Origin of the sequence: Microbacterium sp. MMO-113 (assembly GCF_037148555.1) — a bacterium.
Classification (GTDB): domain Bacteria; phylum Actinomycetota; class Actinomycetes; order Actinomycetales; family Microbacteriaceae; genus Microbacterium.
The window spans coordinates 98,897-119,790 of the sequence record NZ_JBBCTD010000002.1; the positions used below are offsets into that span (position 1 = coordinate 98,897).

Sequence of the window (20,894 nt, forward strand, 5' to 3'; positions counted from 1 at the left end):
TCGTGAGGATCACCCGGGCGTGACCGAAGCAGGCTCAGCCACCCGAAGGCCGAGCCGCAGGGGAAACGTGTCCGAAACAGCACTCGAAGCGCGCCATCTGTACAAGGTGTTCGGGAGGAATCCGAGCGCCGCCGTCCGTCGGCTGAAGGCTGGAGAGAGCCGCGCCGCCGTCGCCGACGCGGGGACCGCCGCCGTCATCGACGCCAGCTTCACCGTCAACCGCGGTGAGATCTTCGTCATCATGGGCCTGTCAGGATCGGGCAAGTCGACCATCATCCGCATGCTCAATGGCCTGCACGACATCACCGCGGGCACCGTCACCGTGGGCGGCGACCCGATCACGGGCATTCCGGCCGCGCGCCTCCGGGAGATCCGCCGCGACCGGATCTCGATGGTATTCCAGCACTTCGCGCTGCTGCCGCACCGCACGGTCGCCGCGAACGTCGCCTACCCGCTCGAGCTCAAGGGCGTCGGCAAGGCCGAGCGCCAGGCCAAGGCCGAGGAGATCCTCGCTCTCGTCGGGCTCGAGGGTCAGGGCGACAAGCTGCCGTCCGAGCTCTCCGGCGGTATGCAGCAGCGCGTGGGCATCGCCCGCGCCCTCGCGGCCGACAGCGACATCCTGCTCATGGACGAGGCCTTCAGCGCGCTCGACCCGCTGATCCGCCGCGAGATGCAGGAGCAGCTCCTGGAGCTGCAGCAGAAGCTCCAGAAGACCATCGTCTTCATCACGCACGACCTCAACGAGGCCATGTTCCTCGGCGACCGCATCGCCGTCATGCGCGACGGCCGCATCGTGCAGATCGGCACCCCGGAGGACATCCTCATGGACCCGGCGAACGACTACGTCGAGCAGTTCGTGCAGGACGTCGACCGTGCCCGCGTGCTCACCGCCGCCAACGTGATGGAGCGTCCGCGCCCCGTCGTCGCCGAGTCGGCCGGTCCTCGCACCGCGCTCCGCCAGATGCGCGACGCCTACATGTCGGCGACCTACGTGGTCGGCAAGGACCGTCAGCTCGTCGGCGTGGTCACCGACCGCGACGCCGTGAAGCTCGTGCGGCAGGGCGCCACGCGCCTCGACTCGATCATCAAGCCGGTGCTGCAGAGCGTCCGCGAGGACGACGTCCTCATGAACCTGTTCGTCCCGGCCGTCGAGTCGCCGTTGCCCCTCGCGGTGACGGATGCCGACGGCCGCCTCGCGGGTGTGATCCCGCGCGTCACGCTGCTCGCGGCGCTCGGTCCCGGGCCCGGAGCGACCGAGGAGATCCTGCTGCCGATGACCCCCATGCCCCAGGCCGAGATCGACGCCGTGCTCGACGACGGATGGACGGCCGAGCCCGGCCCTTCGACGAGCTCAGGGACCCAGGGCGGGTTCGCCTCAGGGACCCAGGCGGAGGAGGTGCGCTGATGGACGGTTTCCGCATTCCCGTGGGCGACTGGGTCGCCGCCGGCGTCGACTGGATCACCGCCAACCTCGACGGCCTGCTCGACGCGGTCTCGTTCGTGGTGAGCTTCCTCGTCGACGGCCTCACCCGTCTGCTCCTCACGCCGCACTTCGCCGTCATCATCGTGATCGCGGCGCTGATCGCCTGGCTCGTGCGCTCGTGGCAGCTCGCCATCGGCACGATCCTGTCGTTCGGGCTCATCGTCGCCATGGACCTCTGGGTGCCGGCCATGCAGACGCTCGCCCTGGTGCTCGTCGCCGCCGTCGTGGCCGTGCTTATCGCGGTGCCGCTCGGCATCTGGTCGGCGCGCAATGCGACCGTGCGCGCGACGCTCAAGCCGGTGCTCGACTTCATGCAGACCATGCCGGCCTTCGTGTACCTGATCCCGGCGATCGTGTTCTTCGGCATCGGCGTGGTGCCCGGACTCGTCGCCACCGTGATCTTCGCGCTGCCTCCCGGTGTGCGCCTGACCGAGCTGGGCATCCGAGGCGTCGACGCGGAGACCGTCGAGGCCGGACACGCCTTCGGAGCGACGCCGGGGCAGATCCTCCGCGGGATCCAGCTTCCCCTCGCGATGCCGACCATCATGGCCGGCGTCAACCAGGTCATCATGCTCGCCCTGTCGATGGCGGTCATCGCCGGCATGGCCGGTGCCGACGGGCTCGGGAAGATGGTTGTCGAGGCGATCTCGACGATCAACATCCCCAAGGGTGTCGAGGCCGGACTGGGCGTCGTGCTCATCGCCGTGTTCCTCGACCGGGTGACCGCCGCTCTGGGCGCGCCCGGCGAGAACCGCTCCTCGCTCCTCGGCATGCTGAAGCGTCGCGGTTCGTCCCGGCCCTCCGCTCCCGTGGCGTCGGAGCCCGCAGCCTCCGCGCCCGCCGAGGAGGCTTCGACCGAATCCGAGCTCGCCCGCGCCTGAGCCCGCGCGTCCCCGTCTCCGTCCCACCCCCTTTCGTCCGGTGCGGGACGGAAAAGGGGCGCCGGGGCGCGGATCCCGGCACGGTTTCGATCCCGGCACAGCTGTCCCGCGGCCTCGTCCGCACCTCCTGAATCACATACGGAACGCAAGAGAGAGAGTCACATGAAGAAGAAGATCCTGACCATCACCGCCCTCGGGGCTGCCGCAGCGCTCACCCTCGCCGGATGCAGCGGCGACGGCGCCGGCGGCACGAGCGGCGGCGGCGACGGTGCCGAGGACAAGGGCACCATCACCCTCGGGTTCCTGCCCTCCTGGACCGACGGCCTCAGCACCGCCTACCTCCTGCAGGACCAGCTCGAGAAGATCGGCTACACGGTCGAGATGAAGACGCTCACCGAGGCCGGCCCGCTCTACACCGGGCTCGCGCAGGGCGACGTGGACATGTACCCGTCGGCGTGGCCGGAACTCACCCATGCCTCCTACATGGACAAGTACGGCGATGACATCGAAGACCTCGGCACGTACTACGAGAACGCCAAGCTGACCCTCGCGGTGCCGGAGTACTCCGAGCTCACCTCGATCGAGGACCTCGCGGGCAAGGGCGCCGACTTCGACGGCAAGATCTACGGCATCGAGCCGGGTGCGGGCCTGACCGCTCAGACCCAGAAGATGATGCCCGAGTACGGCCTCGACGGCGAGTACGAGCTCGTCACCTCGTCGACCGCGGCGATGCTCACCGAGCTGAAGACCGCGACCGACAAGAAGGAGGACATCGTCGTCACGCTGTGGCGTCCGTTCTGGGCCAACGACGCCTTCCCCGTGAAGGACCTCGAAGACCCGAAGGGCGCCATGGGCGAGGCCGAGGGTCTGCACTTCCTTGGCACCACCGGTTTCGCGGACGAGTTCCCCGAGGCGGCCGAGCTGATCAAGAAGATCAAGCTCGACGACGAGCAGTACGGCGCGCTCGAGGACCTCGTGGTCAACGAGTACGGCGAGGGCAAGGAAGCCGACGCGGTCGACGCGTGGCTCGAGGAGTACGGCGACCAGTTCGACTGGACCGTCACCAGCTGACACCCGTCGCACGTCTCGAAGGAGGGTCTCCCGCACCGGGAGGCCCTCCTCCGTCATGGGTGACCCTTTTCGCTCGCGGTCACGGTCGTGGTCGCGCTCAGCTATTCCGATCGTCCGGTCTGATTGCGCTGTCCCCCGAAGGGGGGACAGCGCGCCTACGACAGCCCGGGTACTGTCCTGTATAGGCGGGATGTTGAACTAGATACAAGAAGAGGTATCTGATGAATCGACAGAACCGCTTCCCGCGCGTCGGTATCGCGAGCGTCGTAATTGTCGCCATGCTCGCTTCCTCCGGGGGTGTGGCAGCGAACGCGTCTGAAATCGACGGCACGGAGGAAGCCGTGGACGTCGTCTCAATTAGCGTGAAAGAGTCTCCTTGCGGTGGAGAAAACCATGACCAATCTGTTGTTAGCGGCGCTGATGGTTTTGTCCACGGGCGCCTTGATGTCGACCGACCTTCGCCATACACGATTGGTGCACGTAACGCTGTGGGGGCTCATGCTCTCAGAAGTCGCCCTCCTCGCTCTGCTGGTCTTCGTCGATGGAGCGAGTGCTGCGGGGTGGATGCCGCTGATCCTCTGTATCGCCGCGGGAGTGAACGTCGCATTGTGGATCGGAGCTTTCGTCCGGTCGTCGGGAGGAGCCGGTAGCGAGATCTGACACCCGTCGCACGTCTCGAAGGAGGGTCTCCCACAGTGGGAGGCCCTCCTCCGTCATGGGTGACCCCCCTTACATTCCGGTGCCGAAGGTGGAAGCATGGCGCGGAACCGGCGGGTCGACCGGCCCGCGGACAGGGGGGTATGACCATGTGCACAGGACTGAGCTTCACGACGGCCGACCACTACTTCGGGAGGAATCTCGATCTGGAGTTCTCGTACAACGAGACCGTGACCGTCACACCGCGGAACTTCCCGTTCCCGTTCCACCGGCTGCCGTCGATGCCGACACACCACGCGATCATCGGGATCGCCACGATCGCCGACGGCTACCCGCTCTACTACGACGCGGTCAACGAGAAGGGGCTCGGCATGGCGGGGCTCAACTTCCCGGACAACGCGCACTACCCGGCGCCGGGGTCGGGGGACACCGAGGTCACGCCGTTCGAGTTCATCCCCTGGGTCCTCGGACAATTCGAGACGGTGGCCGAGGTGAAGGAGGCCCTGCGGTCGGTGAGTCTCGTCGACATCAACTTCAGCCCGGAGTTCCCGCTGTCGCCACTGCACTGGATCATCGCCGACAAGAGCGCATCGATCACGGTCGAGAGCGTGCGCGGCGGCCTCAAGGTCTACGACAACCCGTGGGGCGTGCTCACGAACAACCCCACGTTCGACATCCAGAGCTTCCGGCTCAACGACTATCAGCACCTCTCGAAGCGGCAGCCGGAGAACACGTTCGCCGCGGACGTGCCGCTGGACCTCTACAGTCGCGGCATGGGCGGGATCGGGCTGCCGGGAGACCTGTCGTCGTCGTCCCGGTTCGTGAAGGCGGTGTTCACGCGCATGAACTCGGTGTGCGGTACGTCGGAGTCGGAGTCGATCAGCCAGTTCTTCCAGATCCTCGGCTCTGTCGCCCAGCAGCGCGGGTGCGTGCAGGTCGGCGACGAGGAGAAGTACGAGATCACCATCTACTCGTCATGCGCCAACACCGCGACGGGCGTGTACTACTACACGACCTACGAGAACAGCCAGATCACCGGTGTGGACATGCACAAGGAGGATCTCGACGGCTCCGAGCTCGCGGCATACCCGCTCGTGAAGGGGCAGCAGATAGCGATGCAGAACTGATCTCCGCTCCGCGCAACCCCCTCATCGGGCGGGCGGCCGCGGCGTAGCCTGTGGCCGTGGACGGGTTCGCAGCGGTCGACTTCGGGTTCGCCCGTGAGGTCCTGCAACGGGGCATCGCGGCGCTGTACCTCGTCGCGTTCGTCTCGACGCTCAACCAGTTCCGCCCGCTCCTCGGTGAGCACGGGCTCCTGCCCGCGCCCGTGCTGCTGGACTGGGTGGCGCAGAAGCGCGAGCGCCGGAAGCTGCTGCACCCCACGCTCTTCACCCGCGTCCGCTACACGGACCGGCGCCTGGTCGCGCTGTGCGGGGCGGGGATCGGCATCGCCGCCCTGCTCATCGCCGGGGTGCCGCAGCTCGGACCGCCGTGGGTGCCGATGCTCGCCTTCCTCGCCCTGTGGTTCGGCTACATGTCGGTGGTGAGCATCGGGCAGACGTTCTACTCGTTCGGGTGGGAGATGCTGCTGCTGGAGGCGGGGTTCCTCGCGGTCTTCCTCGGCTCGAACGACCAGCCGCCGCCGACCGTGGTGATCGTGCTGTTCTGGTGGCTGCTGTTCCGGCTGGAGTTCGGCGCCGGGATGATCAAGATCCGCGGCGGACGCGAGTGGCGCGACCTCACCGCGATGACCTTCCACCACGAGACGCAGCCGATGCCCGGGCCGCTGAGCCGCCAGGCGCATCTGCTGCCGCGGTGGTTCCACACGCTCGAGGTCGTCGGGAACCACGTCGCGCAGCTCGTCGTGCCGTTCTTCCTCTTCGCCCCGCTGCTGTCCCTCTGGCTCCCCGGTCCGGTGCCGCAGGCCGTCGGTGCCGTCGCGGCCGGCATCGTGATCGCGACGCAGCTGTGGCTCGTGCTCACCGGGAACTTCGCGTGGCTGAACTGGGCGACGATCGTGCTCGGGTTCTCCGCGATCGGCCTCCCCGGCATCGGGGCTCCGGAGCGGGTGCCGGAGACCTCGCTGCCGTGGACGGTGTCGGGCATGCCGCTGTGGTGGGTCGTGACGACCTCGGCGGTCGGGGTGCTGTTCGTCGTGCTGAGCGTGCCCGCCGTGCGCAACCTCTTCGCGCGACGACAGCTCATGAACGCGAGCTTCCACCGCTGGCAGCTCGCCAACGCCTACGGAGCCTTCGGCACGGTCACGCGGGAGCGGATCGAGATCGTCGTGGAGGGATCGGACGACGAGGAGGGCCGGCACTGGCGCGAGTACGAGTTCCGCGGGAAGCCGGGGGACGTGCGGCGGATCCCGCGGCAGTTCGCCCCGTATCACCTGCGGCTGGACTGGCTGATGTGGTTCCTGCCGCTCGGGCACTCGCTGGACGACTGGTTCTCGGTGTTCCTGGTGCGGCTCCTGGAGGCGGATGCCCCGACGCTGCGGATGCTGCGCGTGGACCCCTTCTACGGGGAGCGGCCGCGATGGGTGCGCGCCGTGTCGTACCGCTACCGCTTCACGACCCGCGCCGAGCACCGTGTCGACGGCGCCGTCTGGGTCCGGACCGGTCGCCGCGTGGTGCTCGGTCCGGTCGGCCTCCGCTGACTTCGAGTCGCCCACTTTGCGGCACATCCCGGCCGGATGGAGCCATTCGGGCGATTCGAACGGCCGCCGAGCGCGGCGAAACGCCCCGGCCGGGGAGAAGTCCCCGGTCGGAGCGTTCCGTCTCGCTGGACGTCGATCAGCTGACCTTCTTCCGGTACGAGATGATCGCGAACACGTAGGCGACCACGAGGATCCCGACGCACCAGGCGAGAGCGATCCAGATGTCGGACCCGACCGGCTCCCCCGCGAACAGCGCCTGGATGGAGTTGACGATCGAGGTCACCGGCTGATTCTCCGCGAACCACTGCACCGGTGCCGGCATGGTGTCGGTCGGCACGAACGCCGAGCTGATGAACGGGAGGAAGATCAGTGGATACGAGAAGGCACTCGCGCCGTCGACGGTCTTGGCGTTCAGGCCCGCGATGATCGCCAGCCACGTGAGTGCCAGTGTGAACAGCATCAGGATGCCGATCACTCCGAGCCAGGCCCAGACGCTCGCCCCGGTGCGGAAGCCCATGAGGAATCCGACGCCGAAGATGATCGCGAGGGTGATGGCGTTCGCCGTGAGAGACGTCAGCACGTGGGCCCACAGCACGCTCGACCGCGCGATCGGCATGGAGTGGAACCGCTCGAAGATGCCGCTCTGCATGTCGGTGAACAGTCGGAACGCCGTGTAGGCGATGCCCGACGCGATCGCGATGAGCAGGATGCCCGGCAGCAGGTAGTTCACGTAGTTCTCGGCGCCGGTGCTCTGCTGGAGCGCGCCGCCGAAGACGTACACGAACAGGAGCATCAGGGCGATCGGGGTGACCGCGGTGGTGATGATCGTGTCGGGGCTGCGGAAGATGTGCCGCATCGAGCGGCCGGTGAGCGTCGCCGTGTCGGCGGCGAAGTGCGTGGTCATGCTGCCTTCTCCTTTCCGGATGAGGGGCCGATGAGGGTGAGGAAGATCTCCTCGAGGGTGGGCTGCTTCTCGACGTACTCGACCTTCGCGGCAGGAAGCAGGCGCTTGAGCCCGGCGAGGGTGTCGTTCGCGATGATGCGGCCCTCGTGCAGGATCGCGATGCGGTCGGCCAGCTGCTCCGCCTCGTCGAGGTACTGCGTGGTGAGCAGCACGGTCGTGCCGCTGCCCGCGAGCTCCTTCACGACGTCCCACACCTCGATGCGCGACTCGGGGTCGAGGCCCGTGGTCGGCTCGTCGAGGTAGATGACCTCGGGGTCGCCGACCAGGCTCATCGCGATGTCGAGCCGGCGTCGCATCCCGCCGGAGTAGGTGCCGACCTTGCGGCCCCCGGCGTCGGTGAGGCGGAAACGCGCGAGGAGCCGATCGGCCACCGCACCGGCGTCGGGGAGATGCCGCAGCTTCGCGACCAGCACCAGGTTCTCGCGTCCGGTGAGGATCTCGTCGACCGCGGCGAACTGTCCGGTGAGGCTGATGCGCTCGCGCACTCCGACCGGGTTCGCCGCGACGTCGATGCCCTGCACCGTCGCCGTGCCCGCGTCGGCCCTCAGCAGCGTGGAGAGGATGCGCACCATGGTGGTCTTGCCCGCGCCGTTCGACCCGAGGAGGGCGAAGATCGATCCCCGCTCCACCTCGAAGTCGACGCCGCGCAGCACGTGCAGATCCTTGTACGACTTCTCGATGCCGTGCACCGAGAGGGCTGGCGTCGTCATGATTCCTCCTTCTTCTTCGCGTCGTCGAACGCCTTGATGAGGCGGGCGCGCTCCTTGTCGATCCACTGCGTCCCCCCGTAGGCGCGGGCGTACTCCTCGGCGTACTCGACGGGGTCGTCGCCCACGATCGCGCTGACCGGCGTGCCGTCGAGGGCGGCGCGCTCCCAGAGGTCGGCGAGGTCGAGGAACATCGTCACGATGGTGTCGCCGTCGGTGATGCCGCCGTAGTACAGGTAGTACCGGTACTGGGCGTTGGCGACCGTGCGGTACGGCTCCGGCAGAGCCTCGATCCGCGCCTTCGCCTGCTTGTACTGCTTCTTCTGCTCGAGCGATCCGGTGAGCGCTTCGATCCACTTGGCGGCCATATCAGTTCTCCTTGTTCGTGGTGTTCGTGGTGTGCAGTCGTTCGATGTGCGTGCGGAGGAAGTCCCAGGTCGTCCAGAACTCCTCCAGCTCCTGGCGGCCCTGCGGGTTGAGGGTGTACACCTTGCGGGGCGGGCCCTTCTCGCTCGGCACCTTCTCGACGTCGACGAGCTTCTTCTGCTCGATCCTGACCAGCAGGGCGTAGACGGTGCCCTCGGCGGTGTCGGTGAAGCCGTGCTCGCGCAGCCGGCTGGTGATCTCGTATCCGTAGGCCGGCTGCTCGGCGAGGAGGGCCAGCACGATGCCCTCCAGGGTGCCCTTGAGCATCTCGGTCATCTGCTTGCCCATCGTCCCCTCCTCTCGTTCTCGGTTTGGTACTCAGTGTTGCTGGGTACCGGTACAAAGTAACACTGAGTACCGGTACTTAGCAACACCGAATACTGAACTTCCTCATCCCTCTTTCTCGCTGAGACCCCGGGTACGCGGCGAGACCCCGGGCTGCAGACGCGAAGGCCCCGGGGTGTCGACGACAACACGGGGTCTCGGCGGGACGGAGGGGGTTTAGGGGAAGAGGCGGCGGAGCAGGGGGAGGTCGTCGTCGTGGAGCGCCTGGGTGATCACGGCAGCCGTCTCCGGGGGCATGTCCTTCTCCAGGCGCTGCCACAGCCACCGCGCGGCACCCAGGTCAGCGGTGGCGACGGCGGTCGAGAACGCGGCGACGCCGTCGTAGTACGGGATGGTGGACGAGCCGGGCGGGGCGTTGTACGGCGAGTAGATGTCGACGAACGGAAGAGTCGGGTCCGGGCGGAGGTAGAGGACGTCGCCGGGTGCGATCGGCTCGAAGCCGCGCACATGGTTGAAGCTGCCGACAGTGACGTAGTCGACGCAGAAGCGCTCGCCGATCGCGATCAGACTGTCGCCGGACTGGACCTCGTAGGAGAAGATCCGCCCGTCCGCATCCCGGGTGACGGGACCGCGCGCCAGTTCCGACGCGCCCATGTCGACGAGCTCGCCGAGAAGCTTCGCATGATGCGCGGAGCCGTCGTCGCTGCCGATGTTGATGAACGCTTTGGTGGAGCAGTCCCCCGGTCCGCCGGCGGGCACGCTTATGCCGTCACCCAGGTCGACGAGGTCGTCCTCGGTCGTGCCCTCGGCTTTCAGGGCCGCCGGGGTGGGGGTCGGGGACGGTGCGGCGGCGAAGCGCTCCGACGCCCACGAGGTGACGTCGAACACGGCGGACGCGGCGCTGACCACGACAGGAGCGGCCGCGACGACCAGGCCGGCGACGGCGACGGCGACGACGGCGGCGGTGATCGTGGTGGAGCGCTTCATCCCGGTCAGCATGGCATCGAAGCGTGCCGAGCACCAGAGGGGGAGGAGGCCCGGAGTGGTCGTGAAGGTCAGGGGCATCCGCACGCCGCCCGGGGTGAAAAGGAGGGGTGAATTCCCCGGAGATGGCCGGCGGGCTCCGTGGCGGCCGGGCAGGCTGGCGGAGGCCCGGACCGAGTCCACCCTGCCCGAAGGGTACTCGGCGGTCGCCTGAGGGGGCGGGGGCTTCCGTGTGCGCGGATGCGTGCCGGAACGCGATGAATGGGGAGAGCACTCATGGGATTCCGTGTTGCCCGCAAGGACCGCACGTCCGATGTCCTTCCGCCGGAGCGGCACAGCCGCCGGCGGGGCCGGACGAAGAGGCTGATCGGCGGTGTCGTGAGCACGGCGCTCGTCGCGTCGTCGATGGTCGTCGTCGGTGGGGCGCTGACCGCCGCACCCGCCGCCGCGGCCGAGCCGTTCCTCTGCACGCCCGGAGCGGTGTACGTGCAGAGCGCCACCGAGGTGCGCGAGTTCGCCGTGAACGAGCAGGGGGGTGCCCCCGGCGACGGCGGCACGCTCGGCTCCATCAACCTCGGCACGAACCACTCCAACAACGCCCTCGGGCTCTCGTCGACCGGGCGGTACGCCTACACGGTCACCAACGCCGCCGGTACCAAGACGCTGGCCAAGCACGACCGCGTCACCGACACGACCGCGCAGACGACGTTCACGCTGAACTCCTCGGTGCTGCGCGGTGCCGTGCACCCCGTGACCGGCGTCTACTACTTCGCCAGCGGCACGGTGAACGGCGCCATCAACCTCTACGCGTGGAACGAGAAGGTCACGCCGCAGGACTACGTGCAGGTCGGAACCCTCCGTCCGACCGCGGGCAGCAGTGCGTTCGGGGCCAACGGCGACATGGCCTTCAGCGCCTCCGGTCAGCTCGTGCTCGTCGCCGACAACTTCATCTACTCCTCCGACCTCCCGGCCACGCTCGAACCCAGCACCGCGACGATCGACGCCAAGCAGGTGCACGACATGGGTGCCGGGGTGCAGGGCAACGGCATCGCCTTCGGAAACCTCGGCCACATCTTCGTGTCGGTCTCCGGCGGCGGCAACCGCATCATCGAGGTCGACCTGCCGCGCGGGCAGACGGTCAACACGACCCAGCTGGGCACGTTCTCGCCGACCGATATGGCGAGCTGCACGTTCCCGAACACGCTGACGCTGAAGAAGGACCTCCCCGAGGGCCGTCACGCGGCGACCGATCAGTTCGGCCTCCGGGTGCAGTCGCCGGCCGGCTACCAGGTCGCGCAGACCGACGCCGTCACCCGCGGCGACCGCTCCGGTCTGCAGCCGGACTACGCCGGCCCCGTCTTCACGAACCAGGGGGACACCTTCCGGCTCTCCGAATCGGCGGCGGGCTCGACCGACCTCACGAAGTACGACGCGTCACTCGTCTGCCGGCAGGTGAACGCCGACGGCTCGACCACCCCGGTGGCCGTCACCGCCGACGGACAGGTCACCCAGCCGGCCGGCCCGCTCGGCACCGACGTCACGTGCACGTACACGAACGTCCGCCTCGCGCCGGACCTCGCGCTCCGCAAGACGTCCGACCCCGCCGACGGCACTGCCGTGCAGGCCGGCCAGCGACTGACCTACACGGTGCAGGCCGAGAACACCGGCAACACCCGCCTCGATCCGGTCACCGTGACCGACGACCTGTCCGGCGTGCGCGCGTTCGCCGAATACCAGGGCGACGTGGCCACGGCGATCGACGGCGACCCGGTGTCGTCCGGCGCCGCCACCGTCTCGGGCGACGACCTGGCCTGGACCGGCGCCCTCGAGCCCGGTCAGGTGCTCACGATCACCTACTCCGTCGTCGTCGACGAGGGTGTGGAGGGCGAGCGCATCGCGAACCGCGTCACCGCATCCGGCACGCCGCCCGGGGGACTGCCTCCGATCACCCCTCCGGCCGTCACCACCGAGCACCCCGTCGCCGGCTTCGAGGTCGCGAAGACCTCCGATCCCGCATCGGGCACCGTGGTGGAGCCGGGCCAGACCATCGAGTACACCGTCACCGGCACGAACACCGGGGCGACCGTCCTCGACCCGGTGACCGTCACCGACGACCTCTCCGGTGTGCTCGCGAACGCTGCCTTCAACGACGACATCACGACCACGGTCGGCGGCACCGCCGTCACCACGGGCGGCGCGACCCTCACCGGCAACGCCCTCGGCTGGACCGGAACGCTCCAGCCCGGACAGACCGTGACGATCACGTACTCGGTGACGGTGGGCGACGACACGTCCGGCGAGATCCTGCGCAACAGCGTGACCGGAACGGGCACGCCGACCACCCCGAACCCGGGCGACCCGACCGGGCCGCAGGTTCCCGGTGAGCCGATCGTCCCGCCGACGGTCACCACCGAGCACCCCGTGATCGGCTCGGGCTTCACCATCTCGAAGTCGGCCGACCCCGCCTCCGGCACGGCCGTGTCCGCGGGCGACACGATCACCTACACGATCACCGGCACCAACACGGGCGACACCGACCTCGATCCCGCGGAGATCGTCGACGACCTGTCGGGCGTGCTCGGCTCCGCCGGCTACAACGACGACGTCACGGCCGACCGCGGCTCCGTGCGGGTCGCCGACGCCACCCTGACCTGGACCGGCGCCATCCCGCGCGGGGAAGCGGTCACGATCCGCTACACGGTGACGGTGGACGCGGGTGTCGAGAAGGCCCTGCTGCACAACGTCGTCACCGGATCGGCCACGCCGCAGATCCCGACCGACCCCGCCGATCCCTCCGGTGCGAAGACCCCGGGGACCCCGATCGTCCCGCCGACGGCGGAGACGGAGCACCCCGTCGTCGACACCGGCTTCGAGGTCTCGAAGTCGGCCGACCCGGCCTCCGGCACCGCCGTCCGCGCGGGTGACACGATCACCTACACGGTCTCGGGCGTCAACACCGGCAACACCGTCCTCGACCCCGCGACGATCGTCGACGACCTCTCGGCCGTCCTCGCGAACGCGGAGTACGGCGGCGACGCGAAGGCCTCGGCCGGATCCGTCGCGCTCTCCGGCACGACGCTCACCTGGACCGGGACGCTCGCCCCCGGCGACCGCGTCGACATCACCTACACGGTGACCGTGGACGAGGATGCGACCGGCGTGCTGCTCCGCAACACGGTGTCCGGTGAGGGCACCCCGCTGATCCCGACCGACCCGACCGACCCGGAGAGCCCCACCACGCCGGGCACCCCGGTCGTGACCCCGCCGGCGACGACGGAGCACCCCGTCGCGACCCCCGGGTTCACCGTCACCAAGACGGCCGACCCGGCGACGGGCACGCGCGTCGACCCCGGCAGCGTGATCACCTACACCGTGACCGGCCGCAACACGGGCGACACCGTCCTCGACCCGGTCGAGATCGGTGACGACCTGCGCGCGGCGCTGGCCCACGCGTCGTACAACGACGACGTGTCCGCCACCCGCGGCGACGTCCGCGTGGCCGACGGCGCCCTCTCGTGGAACGGCGTGCTGCGCCCCGGCCAGGACGTCGTGATCACCTACTCGGTGACTGTCGATCCCACCGCCGGCGGCGAGACCATCGCGAACACGGCGACCGGAGAGGCGACCCCGCTGATCCCCGCCGACCCGAGCGACCCCGAGAGTCCCACCACCCCCGGCACGCCGATCACGCCGCCGCCGTCGAGCACGGAGCACCCCGTGAACGAGCCCGGCTTCAGCTTCGCCAAGACGGTCGACCCCGCCGCCGGTACCGCTGTCGACCCGGGTGCCGTGCTCACCTACACGCTGACGGCCGCCAACACCGGCCAGACGGCGCTCGACCCGGTGACGATCACCGACGACCTGTCGGGTGTGCTGCCGTACGCGACCTTCAACGCGGACGCCGTGGCGAGCATCGCGGGTGCCGCTGCGGGTGCCGCGACCCTGGACGGCACGGAGCTGTCGTGGACGGGGGCGCTCGCGGTCGGCCAGACCGTGACCGTCACCTACTCCGTGACCGTGAGCGCCGACGGCGTCGGCACCGTGATCGAGAACGCGGCGTCCGCGACGGCGACCCCGCCGGGAGGATCGACGATCACGCCGCCGCCCGGTGTCACGACCAACCCGGTCAACGAGCCCGGATTCTCCGTCTCGAAGCGCGTCGACCCGGCTGCGGGCACGGCGGTCGACCCGGGCAGCGTCCTCACCTACACGGTGACCGGTGTGAACACGGGCGAGACGGCTCTCGACCCCGTCACCATCGCCGACGACCTCTCCGGTGTCCTGGCGCACGCGGAGTTCAACGACGACGCGACGGCGACGATCGGCGGCACGGCGACGACCGCGCCGACGGTGGTCGAGGACCGGCTGTCCTGGACGGGTGCGCTGCAGGTCGGTGAGAGCGTCACGATCACGTACTCGGTGACCGTGCGCGCGGATGCGGGCGGCGCCGTCATCGAGAACTCGGCCTCCGGCTCGGCGACCCCGCCGGGTGGGGTGCCGCCGATCGAGACGCCGCCGGCGACGACCGAGAATCCCGTGAACAAGCCCGGCTTCGAGCTGCGCAAGTTCGCCGATCCCGCGTCCGGCACCCGGGTCGACCCGGGCAGCGTCGTCACCTACACGGTGACCGGCGTGAACACGGGCGAGACGGCTCTGGCTCCGGTCCGCATCCTCGACGACCTGTCGGGCGTGCTCGCCCACGCCGCCTACAACGGCGACGCGACGGCGACCCTGAGCGACGGCACCGCCCCTGAGCCCGTGGTCGCGGGCGACGAACTCACCTGGGCCGGTGACCTCGCGGTCGGCCAGCGTGTCACGATCACCTACTCGGTGACCGTGCACGGCGACGCCGGCGGTGCGATCATCGCGAACACCGTCGAGGGCACGGCCACGCCTCCCGGCGGCGCCGAGCTGACCCCGCCGCCGGTGACGACGGAGAACCCCGTCGGCACCCCGGGCTTCACGTTCCTCAAGTCGTCCGACCCCGCGTCCGGCTCCGCCGTCGCGACGGGTAGCGTTGTGACGTACACCCTCACCGGCACCAACACCGGCGAGACGGGTCTGGACGAGGTCGTCGTCACGGACGACCTGACCGGAGTGCTGCGGCATGCCGACCTCCGCGGAACGGCGACCGCCACGGTGGGTGACCGTGCGGTGGCCGCGCCGACGATCGACGGCACGACGCTGCGCTGGACCGGCAGCCTTGCCGAAGGGGAGCGCGTCGTGATCACCTACGCGGTGATCGTGCACGCCGACGCGGCGGGTGCGACGCTGCGGAACGTGGCCACCGCCTCGGCCACGCCTCCCGGCGGTGAGACGATCACCCCGCCGACGAGCACGACCGAGAACCGGGTGCTGACGCCGCTCGCCCTCACGGGCGGACAGCTGGCCCCGTGGATCCTCGGGCTCGCGATCGCCCTGCTGATCGGCGGCGCGGTGCTGCTGCTGGTGCGCCGACGCCGCATGCAGAGCTAGCGGTTCCGGCAGAAGGCCCCGCCCGTCGTCTCCGACGGGTGGGGCCTTCGTCATCCGGGGAGGAGGCCGTGCCGGGCGGCCTGCTCCAGGGCTTCGGTGCGGTTGGCTGCGTCGAGCTTGCGATAGATGCTGCGGAGCTGCGTCTTCAGGGTGTTCGGCGAGACCCGCAGCTCCGCGGCGATCTCGGGCAGCGGCGCCCCGGTCGTGAGCGCATGCAGCACCACCTGCTCCCGCGAGGAGAGCTTCGGGCGCGCCGCGAACGAGGGCAACGCCGAGCGGATGGGCAGCGGCGGGTCGCCGACCGGAGCGAGGTCGGCCCGGACGGCGGCGAAGTCCTCGGCGCCGAGCAAAGCCAGCGGAGTGCGCAGGCCTCGGTCGGCGAGCTGGGCGTGCAGCGCCTCGGTCACGGCCTGTGCGGCGGCGGGACTGACGCGGTGGAGGGCCGCACTGTGCACCGCCGCGGCCTCCGCGCGCTCGCGGGAGGTCGTCGGCTCGAGGCGCGTGGCGGCGAGCAGCCGCACCGCATCCGGAGCGCGACCGTCGATCAGGGCGATCCTGGCTCGTTCCAGGAGGGTGCCGAACCGGTCCGTCCCGGCGTCGCGCTGCTTGATGCCGCGCGCGGCACGGACATCGCCGAGCGCCAGGTGCAGCAGGATGCGGGGGCGGCTCAGCGCCTGGCGCGCCGACGTCGACCCGGCCTCGCGCCCGCGCATCCGGGCGAACGACTCCAGCCGCTCCAGTCCGCCGGCGGCCTCGCCGTCGTGTAGCGCGATCCAGGCTTCCACGGTCGCCATCGTCGTCCAGTGCTCGCTCGTCGCCCGGTGCGGCTCGAAGGCGCGCACGTGCTGCTTGGCCGTGGCGAGGTCGCCCTCTTCCACGGCGAGTATCGCTTCCGCGACGCGGTAGAACGTGCCGCGGTACCCGTCCAGCAGGGCGGGGTCCCACGAGCCGTCCCGGACGATCTCGACGTAGTGCCGCGCCTCCGGCAGGTCGCCGTTGAGGGCGTGGATCCCGCTGAGCAGGCTCACGGCGTGGAAGGCGTTGCCCGTGCCCTGGGACGAGGCGAGCGCAGCGGCCTCGTCGAAGAGGCGGAGGGCCTGCTCCCGGCGACCGCCGTAGTACAGCGAGATCCCGAGGTGCGTGCACAGCAGCGGCATCTCGATCGCGTACTGCTGCCACTGCGACTCCGAGGTCTCCGTGTACACCGCCAGCGCGCGGGCTGCGACCTGCCCGGCCCGCTCGGGCATCCCGACCACCCGCAGCGCCGCGCTCTCGGCGGTCCAGATGAACAGGCGCTCCGTCGGCGAGAGGGCGCTCCGCCGGGCGTTCGCGGCGGAGATCGCCATCCGCAGCAGCTGCAGGCCGCGTACCCGTCGGAGTCGGTTGGCGTTGAGGCAGATGCCCAGCAGCATCGCCACCAGCGGCTCCTGCTTGAGCCGCGCGAGGGGCAGGTCGCCCAGCAGCGCCACGACCCGGCGACCGTCGTGATCCAGAAGGTGGCTCCAGCCCGACATGATGACGTGGGCGGCGAGGTGGAGGTCGTCCTCCTCCATCGCCAGGCGGAGCCCCTCGAAGGGGTCGTCGCGCCGCAGCGCACCCTCGATCGCGAGGCGCCGGAGCAGGCGGATCTCGGCCGGGAAGCGCTCCAGGAGATCGCGGCGCAGAAGGGCGCGAGCCGGCGCGGCGATCATGAAGGTCCCACGCCCGGATTCCGTCGACCACCGGCCGAAGCCGAACGCCTCGGCCTCGTCGAGGGCGGCACCGATGTTCGGATCACTGCTCAGAGCCTGCGCCAACGGCAGATCCACCGTGTCCGTGATGCTGATCCGGATCAGGCCCTCGAGGACGCCGGCGCCGAAGGTGCCCTCCTCCATGCGGCTGCGGAGGTAGTCGTCGACCGCCGCCGTCGCGACCTCCGCGATCGCCGTGTCGTCGGGGACACGGCCGCGGAGGGCGACGGCACGGATGACCGCCGCGAAACCCGCCGGTGGTCTCGCGCACGGCGACGGCCGTGTCCTCATCGACGTCGAGCGCGCGGCGGATCTCATCCGTGTCGAAGGCGAGATCCTCCGGAGAGATCAGAGCGGTGTCGAGAACGAGGGCGATCCCGTCGCTGTCGAACGGGCTGGGGCGGTTCGTGGCGACGATCAGGCGGACGTGCGCCGGGACGGCGACCGTGCGGCACAGGTCGAAGACCGCATCCCGGTCGAGTGCGGCGGCGTCGTCGAGCACGACGACGAGAGGCTCCTCGTGGTCGCACAGGTACTGGGCGACGGCGGACCACCCCTCTCCGACGTCCGGGGCGGGGTGAGGGCTGCCGACGGCCTCGCCCGCGCCGCTCAGCACCCGCAGCAGAGCGGCGGCGAGGGCCGCGCTCGTCGCCAGCGCGGGCGTGACTGTGAGCCACACGACGCGGTCGGCGGACGTGAAGGCCCAGCCCACCAGGACGGTGGTCTTCCCGGAGCCCGCGGCTCCGCGCAGCAGCGTGAGCGGAGCTCCGTCGTCCAGCGCGGCGTTCACCCGCGGACGTCCGATGACGTGCGCGGAAACCCGCGGCAACCTCTTGTCCCCTTGCGCGCCGAAAGCCGGCATCGTCCCTCCCCAGGTACGCATCCCCACCCCTACGATATCCAACCCCCGCGTATGCCTGGTCGCGGCCGCGCACACCGCGCTGCCGTTCCGGCGCGACGCCCCCGTCCGCCCGGCCCGTGTCCTGCGTGCGGGGGCCGCCCGCGGAGCCGGCATCGAGATCTGCATACCCCTACGGGGTACCATGAGCACATGGCCGGTCGTCGCGTGCTCCAGGGGGCGCTGCTCGTCGTCGTCCTCGTGGGCGGCGTCGTGCTCGGACTCCTCGGCATGCATGCGCTCGACACCCATGGCACGGCCGGAGCGCACGCGATGGCAGGCCACGCGGTCATGGCCCCCGAGAACCCGTCGGGGTCGTCGGCGCACGCCGCAGGTGGCGCCGAGACGGCTGTCGCGCCCGGAGACCCCGCGGGCGATGGCGGCGCGGCCTGCGTCCTCGCGCTGCTCGGCGGGCTGCTCGTGCTGCTCCGTCCCGCACGCAGTGCCCTGACCGGACCTCTCCTCCGCGTTCTCCGCTCGCCCGCGGAGGCGGCCGCCGCCCCCCTTCGTCCGCCCTCGCTCCACGTCCTCTGCATCAGTCGGACCTGATCGGCGCCGATGCGCCCGGGCTCCGTGTCCGCGGACGCCCTTCCGACAGACAGAGATGAGAGAGAAATGACGAATCGAACCACTGCCGCCGCTGCCCTCGTGCTGGCCGGAACCCTCGCCCTCGTCGGGTGCGCCTCGACCGCACCTGCCGGGCCGGCCGACCATTCCGGCATGGATCACTCGACCTCGGACGCCCCGCTGACCGGAGCGAACGAGGCCGACGCGATGTTCGCATCCATGATGATCGTCCACCACGAGCAGGCCGTCGAGATGTCCGACATCGTGCTCGCGAAGGACGACGTCGACCCCCGGGTCGCCGACCTCGCGGAACGTATCAAGGCCGCTCAGGGCCCGGAGATCGAGCAGATGCAGGGCTGGCTCGACGACTGGGGGGCCGAGGCGGGCGACCCCGCCGACATGGATCACGGCGACGGCATGATGAGCGACGACGACCTCGCCGCGCTGGAGGCCGCCGCGGGCCCGGAGGCATCCCGGCTGTTCCTGGAGCAGATGATCGCGCACCACGAGGGCGCGGTCGAGATGGCCGAGGCGGAGGTGGCGGACGGCGAGAACGCCGACGCCGTCGCCCTCGCGCAGGACATCGTCGACGCGCAGACCGCCGAGATCGCGGAGATGAAGGAGATCCTCGCCACGCTCTGATCCGGCACCGGGCCCCGCGTCGCCTCCGCGGCGCGGGGCCCATCGCCCGTCCGCGATCTGTCCTTTCCGCGCTGCTCTGTACGTTTCGCACCACGTCGTGCACGCCGGCCACCGTCGCGAGGTCTACTGCTAGCGACGGGGGCGGCGCAGGCGGCGCAGCGGGGCAGACAGGCGGTGCCACAGCGTCGGGGCGGGCTCCTCGTCCTCCGCGGGCGGCGGGGCGACGGCGAACTGGACGAACTCCTCCGCGCCATGGTGCACGACGCGGTAGAGCGCCGTGCCGATGAGCACTCCGAGCGCGATCGACATGACGGAGACGAGGGCCGCGGTGAAGTCGGCGAGGCCGTTGTCGGTCGCCACCGCCTCGGTGAGCCCCACCAGCCCGGCGGCTCCGGGCACCAGCAGCCAGAAGGCCGGGAGGAACGTGAGCTGCGACGGGGCTCCGTGACGCAGCCCGGCGATCCAGAACACGACCGGGGTGACGGCGACCGCACCGACGAAGCCGCCGACCGCCGGGTCGATGAACTCGGTTCCCGCCCACTGGCCGAGGTACGCGACGACCAGGGCGAGCAGCACCCACCCGAACGTGGACGGCGGGGAGGAGAAGTGCAGGTAGTTGCCGAGCGCGAACACGAGGATGCCGAGCAGCGGCACCCACCAGGGGAGGTACGACGAGGAGGCGTCGAGGGCTTCGTACGAATCGCTCGAGACGCCCACCACAGCCCCCGCGGCGAGGATGCCGAAGGCGAGGAGCGCGAGCTGCACGAACCCGTAGATGAGGCGGGACGCGCCGGAGATCATCTGGCCCGCTGCGAGCTCGACCGTCGCCGTGGTGAGCACGCCGCCGGGGAGGAAGGTGACCAGTGGGGCGATCAGCAGCCGGATCGGGTCGCCGATCTCGATGACCTCCGCGAGGAGGAACACCGCAGCCGCGCACACGAAGGCCGCGGCGATGGGCATGACGAGCTGCAGGGTGGGGGAGCGCACGAGTTTGAGCAGACCGATCCCGAACCCGAGCACGAAGGCGACGAGCGCGCCCTGCCAGGTCGGTGCGAGCAGGAGGGCCAGGCCGGTCGTGAGGATGGCATGGCCGAGCGTCCGGGTGAACCAGCCGAGGCGCGGACGCATCGCGCCGATCTCGTTCAGCCGGCGGATGCCGTCGAGCGGGTCGACCTCGCCGGTCTTGGCCTGCGCGATGAGGTCGTACAGCGCGGCGATCTGATCGAAGCGGAACGAGGCGTTCGTGGCCGAACGGAACGCGACCCGCTGCTCCTCCGCATCCCCCGTCTCCACGATGATGATGGTCGGCAGGACGACGAAGTCGGCGCCGTCGCCGCCCGATGCCGTGGCGACCTCGGCGATCGTGTCCCGGATGCGGTCGACGGACTCCGCCGACGCGTTCATGCCCTGAGCCAGTCCCAGCAGGAACTGTCGCAGCGCCGACCGGTCGACGACGTCGGTCATG

General features: G+C 70.1%; 17 protein-coding genes. 9 read left to right on the forward strand and 8 right to left on the reverse strand.

Going from position 1 to position 20,894, the window contains the following annotated elements:
- Positions 1-67: 67 nt before the first annotated feature.
- The 6 genes from WFJ36_RS07410 to WFJ36_RS07435 all read left to right on the forward strand — a co-directional run bounded on the left by WFJ36_RS07410 (position 68) and on the right by WFJ36_RS07435 (position 6,751).
- Entirely contained in the window at positions 68-1,405 is a 1,338-nt protein-coding gene (locus tag WFJ36_RS07410; protein WP_071327956.1) for a quaternary amine ABC transporter ATP-binding protein, read from the forward strand.
- Positions 1,405-2,364 carry an ABC transporter permease gene (locus WFJ36_RS07415; RefSeq protein WP_060923286.1) on the forward strand — a complete coding sequence of 320 codons (960 nt, stop codon included), beginning with the start codon at positions 1,405-1,407 and terminating at the stop codon, positions 2,362-2,364. Before WFJ36_RS07410 ends, WFJ36_RS07415 begins: the two co-directional genes overlap by 1 nt.
- A gap of 162 nt (positions 2,365-2,526) precedes the next feature.
- A complete protein-coding gene (locus WFJ36_RS07420) occupies positions 2,527-3,435 on the forward strand; it encodes a glycine betaine ABC transporter substrate-binding protein (protein ID WP_292787746.1) in 909 nt (302 codons plus the stop codon).
- Positions 3,436-3,828: 393 nt separating this feature from the next.
- Entirely contained in the window at positions 3,829-4,095 is a 267-nt protein-coding gene (locus tag WFJ36_RS07425; protein ID WP_292787748.1) for a hypothetical protein, read from the forward strand.
- A 146-nt stretch (positions 4,096-4,241) separates the two neighbouring features.
- Complete coding sequence (bsh, locus tag WFJ36_RS07430; protein ID WP_336643018.1) at positions 4,242-5,219, forward strand: choloylglycine hydrolase; 978 nt, start codon at positions 4,242-4,244, stop codon at positions 5,217-5,219.
- A gap of 56 nt (positions 5,220-5,275) precedes the next feature.
- Positions 5,276-6,751 (forward strand): lipase maturation factor family protein, encoded by a 1,476-nt coding sequence (locus WFJ36_RS07435; RefSeq protein WP_336643019.1) that lies wholly within the window; start codon positions 5,276-5,278, stop codon positions 6,749-6,751.
- Between the two features lie 136 nt (positions 6,752-6,887).
- On the opposite strand, the gene WFJ36_RS07440 is transcribed toward WFJ36_RS07435, so the two are convergent.
- From WFJ36_RS07440 to WFJ36_RS07460, 5 genes are all read right to left on the reverse strand, one after another.
- Positions 6,888-7,655, reverse strand: coding sequence for an ABC transporter permease (locus WFJ36_RS07440; protein ID WP_102208519.1), 768 nt, complete (start codon positions 7,653-7,655; stop codon positions 6,888-6,890).
- Complete coding sequence (locus WFJ36_RS07445; RefSeq protein ID WP_336643020.1) at positions 7,652-8,425, reverse strand: ABC transporter ATP-binding protein; 774 nt, start codon at positions 8,423-8,425, stop codon at positions 7,652-7,654. The genes WFJ36_RS07440 and WFJ36_RS07445 overlap by 4 nt, the downstream gene beginning before the upstream one ends.
- Positions 8,422-8,790, reverse strand: coding sequence for a DUF1048 domain-containing protein (locus tag WFJ36_RS07450; RefSeq protein ID WP_071327951.1), 369 nt, complete (start codon positions 8,788-8,790; stop codon positions 8,422-8,424). Before WFJ36_RS07450 ends, WFJ36_RS07445 begins: the two co-directional genes overlap by 4 nt.
- Before the next feature lies 1 nt (position 8,791).
- Positions 8,792-9,136 carry a PadR family transcriptional regulator gene (locus WFJ36_RS07455; RefSeq protein WP_071327950.1) on the reverse strand — a complete coding sequence of 115 codons (345 nt, stop codon included), beginning with the start codon at positions 9,134-9,136 and terminating at the stop codon, positions 8,792-8,794.
- A 213-nt stretch (positions 9,137-9,349) separates the two neighbouring features.
- Positions 9,350-10,198, reverse strand: coding sequence for a LysM peptidoglycan-binding domain-containing protein (locus tag WFJ36_RS07460; protein WP_336643021.1), 849 nt, complete (start codon positions 10,196-10,198; stop codon positions 9,350-9,352).
- Between the two features lie 195 nt (positions 10,199-10,393).
- Between WFJ36_RS07460 and WFJ36_RS07465 the strand changes: the two genes are divergently transcribed.
- Positions 10,394-15,592: an isopeptide-forming domain-containing fimbrial protein gene (locus WFJ36_RS07465; protein ID WP_336643022.1), complete on the forward strand. Its 5,199-nt coding sequence runs from the start codon at positions 10,394-10,396 to the stop codon at positions 15,590-15,592.
- 50 nt (positions 15,593-15,642) lie between these two features.
- Here WFJ36_RS07465 and WFJ36_RS07470 read toward each other — a convergent pair whose 3' ends face one another.
- Both WFJ36_RS07470 and WFJ36_RS07475 read right to left on the reverse strand, forming a co-directional pair.
- Positions 15,643-17,466 carry a LuxR C-terminal-related transcriptional regulator gene (locus WFJ36_RS07470; protein WP_336643252.1) on the reverse strand — a complete coding sequence of 608 codons (1,824 nt, stop codon included), beginning with the start codon at positions 17,464-17,466 and terminating at the stop codon, positions 15,643-15,645.
- Positions 17,366-18,205, reverse strand: coding sequence for a hypothetical protein (locus WFJ36_RS07475; RefSeq protein ID WP_336643023.1), 840 nt, complete (start codon positions 18,203-18,205; stop codon positions 17,366-17,368). Before WFJ36_RS07475 ends, WFJ36_RS07470 begins: the two co-directional genes overlap by 101 nt.
- A 168-nt stretch (positions 18,206-18,373) precedes the next feature.
- Between WFJ36_RS07475 and WFJ36_RS07480 the strand changes: the two genes are divergently transcribed.
- On the forward strand, positions 18,374-18,769 hold the full coding sequence (locus WFJ36_RS07480; protein WP_071327946.1) for a DUF6153 family protein: 396 nt from the start codon (positions 18,374-18,376) through the stop codon (positions 18,767-18,769).
- Between the two features lie 66 nt (positions 18,770-18,835).
- Positions 18,836-19,429: a DUF305 domain-containing protein gene (locus WFJ36_RS07485; protein ID WP_071327945.1), complete on the forward strand. Its 594-nt coding sequence runs from the start codon at positions 18,836-18,838 to the stop codon at positions 19,427-19,429.
- A gap of 129 nt (positions 19,430-19,558) precedes the next feature.
- Here WFJ36_RS07485 and WFJ36_RS07490 read toward each other — a convergent pair whose 3' ends face one another.
- A complete protein-coding gene (locus WFJ36_RS07490) occupies positions 19,559-20,893 on the reverse strand; it encodes a threonine/serine ThrE exporter family protein (protein ID WP_071327944.1) in 1,335 nt (444 codons plus the stop codon).
- Position 20,894: the final 1 nt, after the last annotated feature.

Excerpts from the sequence above, each read along its gene's own strand:
- WFJ36_RS07415 (WP_060923286.1), top strand. The coding sequence starts at position 1,405 with ATGGACGGTTTCCGCATTCCCGTGGGCGACTGGGTCGCCGCCGGCGTC.
- WFJ36_RS07420 (WP_292787746.1), top strand. The coding sequence starts at position 2,527 with ATGAAGAAGAAGATCCTGACCATCACCGCCCTCGGGGCTGCCGCAGCG.
- WFJ36_RS07425 (WP_292787748.1), top strand. The coding sequence starts at position 3,829 with ATGACCAATCTGTTGTTAGCGGCGCTGATGGTTTTGTCCACGGGCGCC.
- bsh (WP_336643018.1), top strand. The coding sequence starts at position 4,242 with ATGTGCACAGGACTGAGCTTCACGACGGCCGACCACTACTTCGGGAGG.
- WFJ36_RS07440 (WP_102208519.1), bottom strand. The coding sequence starts at position 7,655 with ATGACCACGCACTTCGCCGCCGACACGGCGACGCTCACCGGCCGCTCG.
- WFJ36_RS07445 (WP_336643020.1), bottom strand. The coding sequence starts at position 8,425 with ATGACGACGCCAGCCCTCTCGGTGCACGGCATCGAGAAGTCGTACAAG.
- WFJ36_RS07450 (WP_071327951.1), bottom strand. The coding sequence starts at position 8,790 with ATGGCCGCCAAGTGGATCGAAGCGCTCACCGGATCGCTCGAGCAGAAG.
- WFJ36_RS07455 (WP_071327950.1), bottom strand. The coding sequence starts at position 9,136 with ATGGGCAAGCAGATGACCGAGATGCTCAAGGGCACCCTGGAGGGCATC.
- WFJ36_RS07460 (WP_336643021.1), bottom strand. The coding sequence starts at position 10,198 with ATGCCCCTGACCTTCACGACCACTCCGGGCCTCCTCCCCCTCTGGTGC.
- WFJ36_RS07465 (WP_336643022.1), top strand. The coding sequence starts at position 10,394 with ATGGGATTCCGTGTTGCCCGCAAGGACCGCACGTCCGATGTCCTTCCG.
- WFJ36_RS07470 (WP_336643252.1), bottom strand. The coding sequence starts at position 17,466 with ATGGAGGAGGGCACCTTCGGCGCCGGCGTCCTCGAGGGCCTGATCCGG.
- WFJ36_RS07475 (WP_336643023.1), bottom strand. The coding sequence starts at position 18,205 with ATGCGTACCTGGGGAGGGACGATGCCGGCTTTCGGCGCGCAAGGGGAC.
- WFJ36_RS07480 (WP_071327946.1), top strand. The coding sequence starts at position 18,374 with ATGGCCGGTCGTCGCGTGCTCCAGGGGGCGCTGCTCGTCGTCGTCCTC.
- WFJ36_RS07485 (WP_071327945.1), top strand. The coding sequence starts at position 18,836 with ATGACGAATCGAACCACTGCCGCCGCTGCCCTCGTGCTGGCCGGAACC.
- WFJ36_RS07490 (WP_071327944.1), bottom strand. The coding sequence starts at position 20,893 with ATGACCGACGTCGTCGACCGGTCGGCGCTGCGACAGTTCCTGCTGGGA.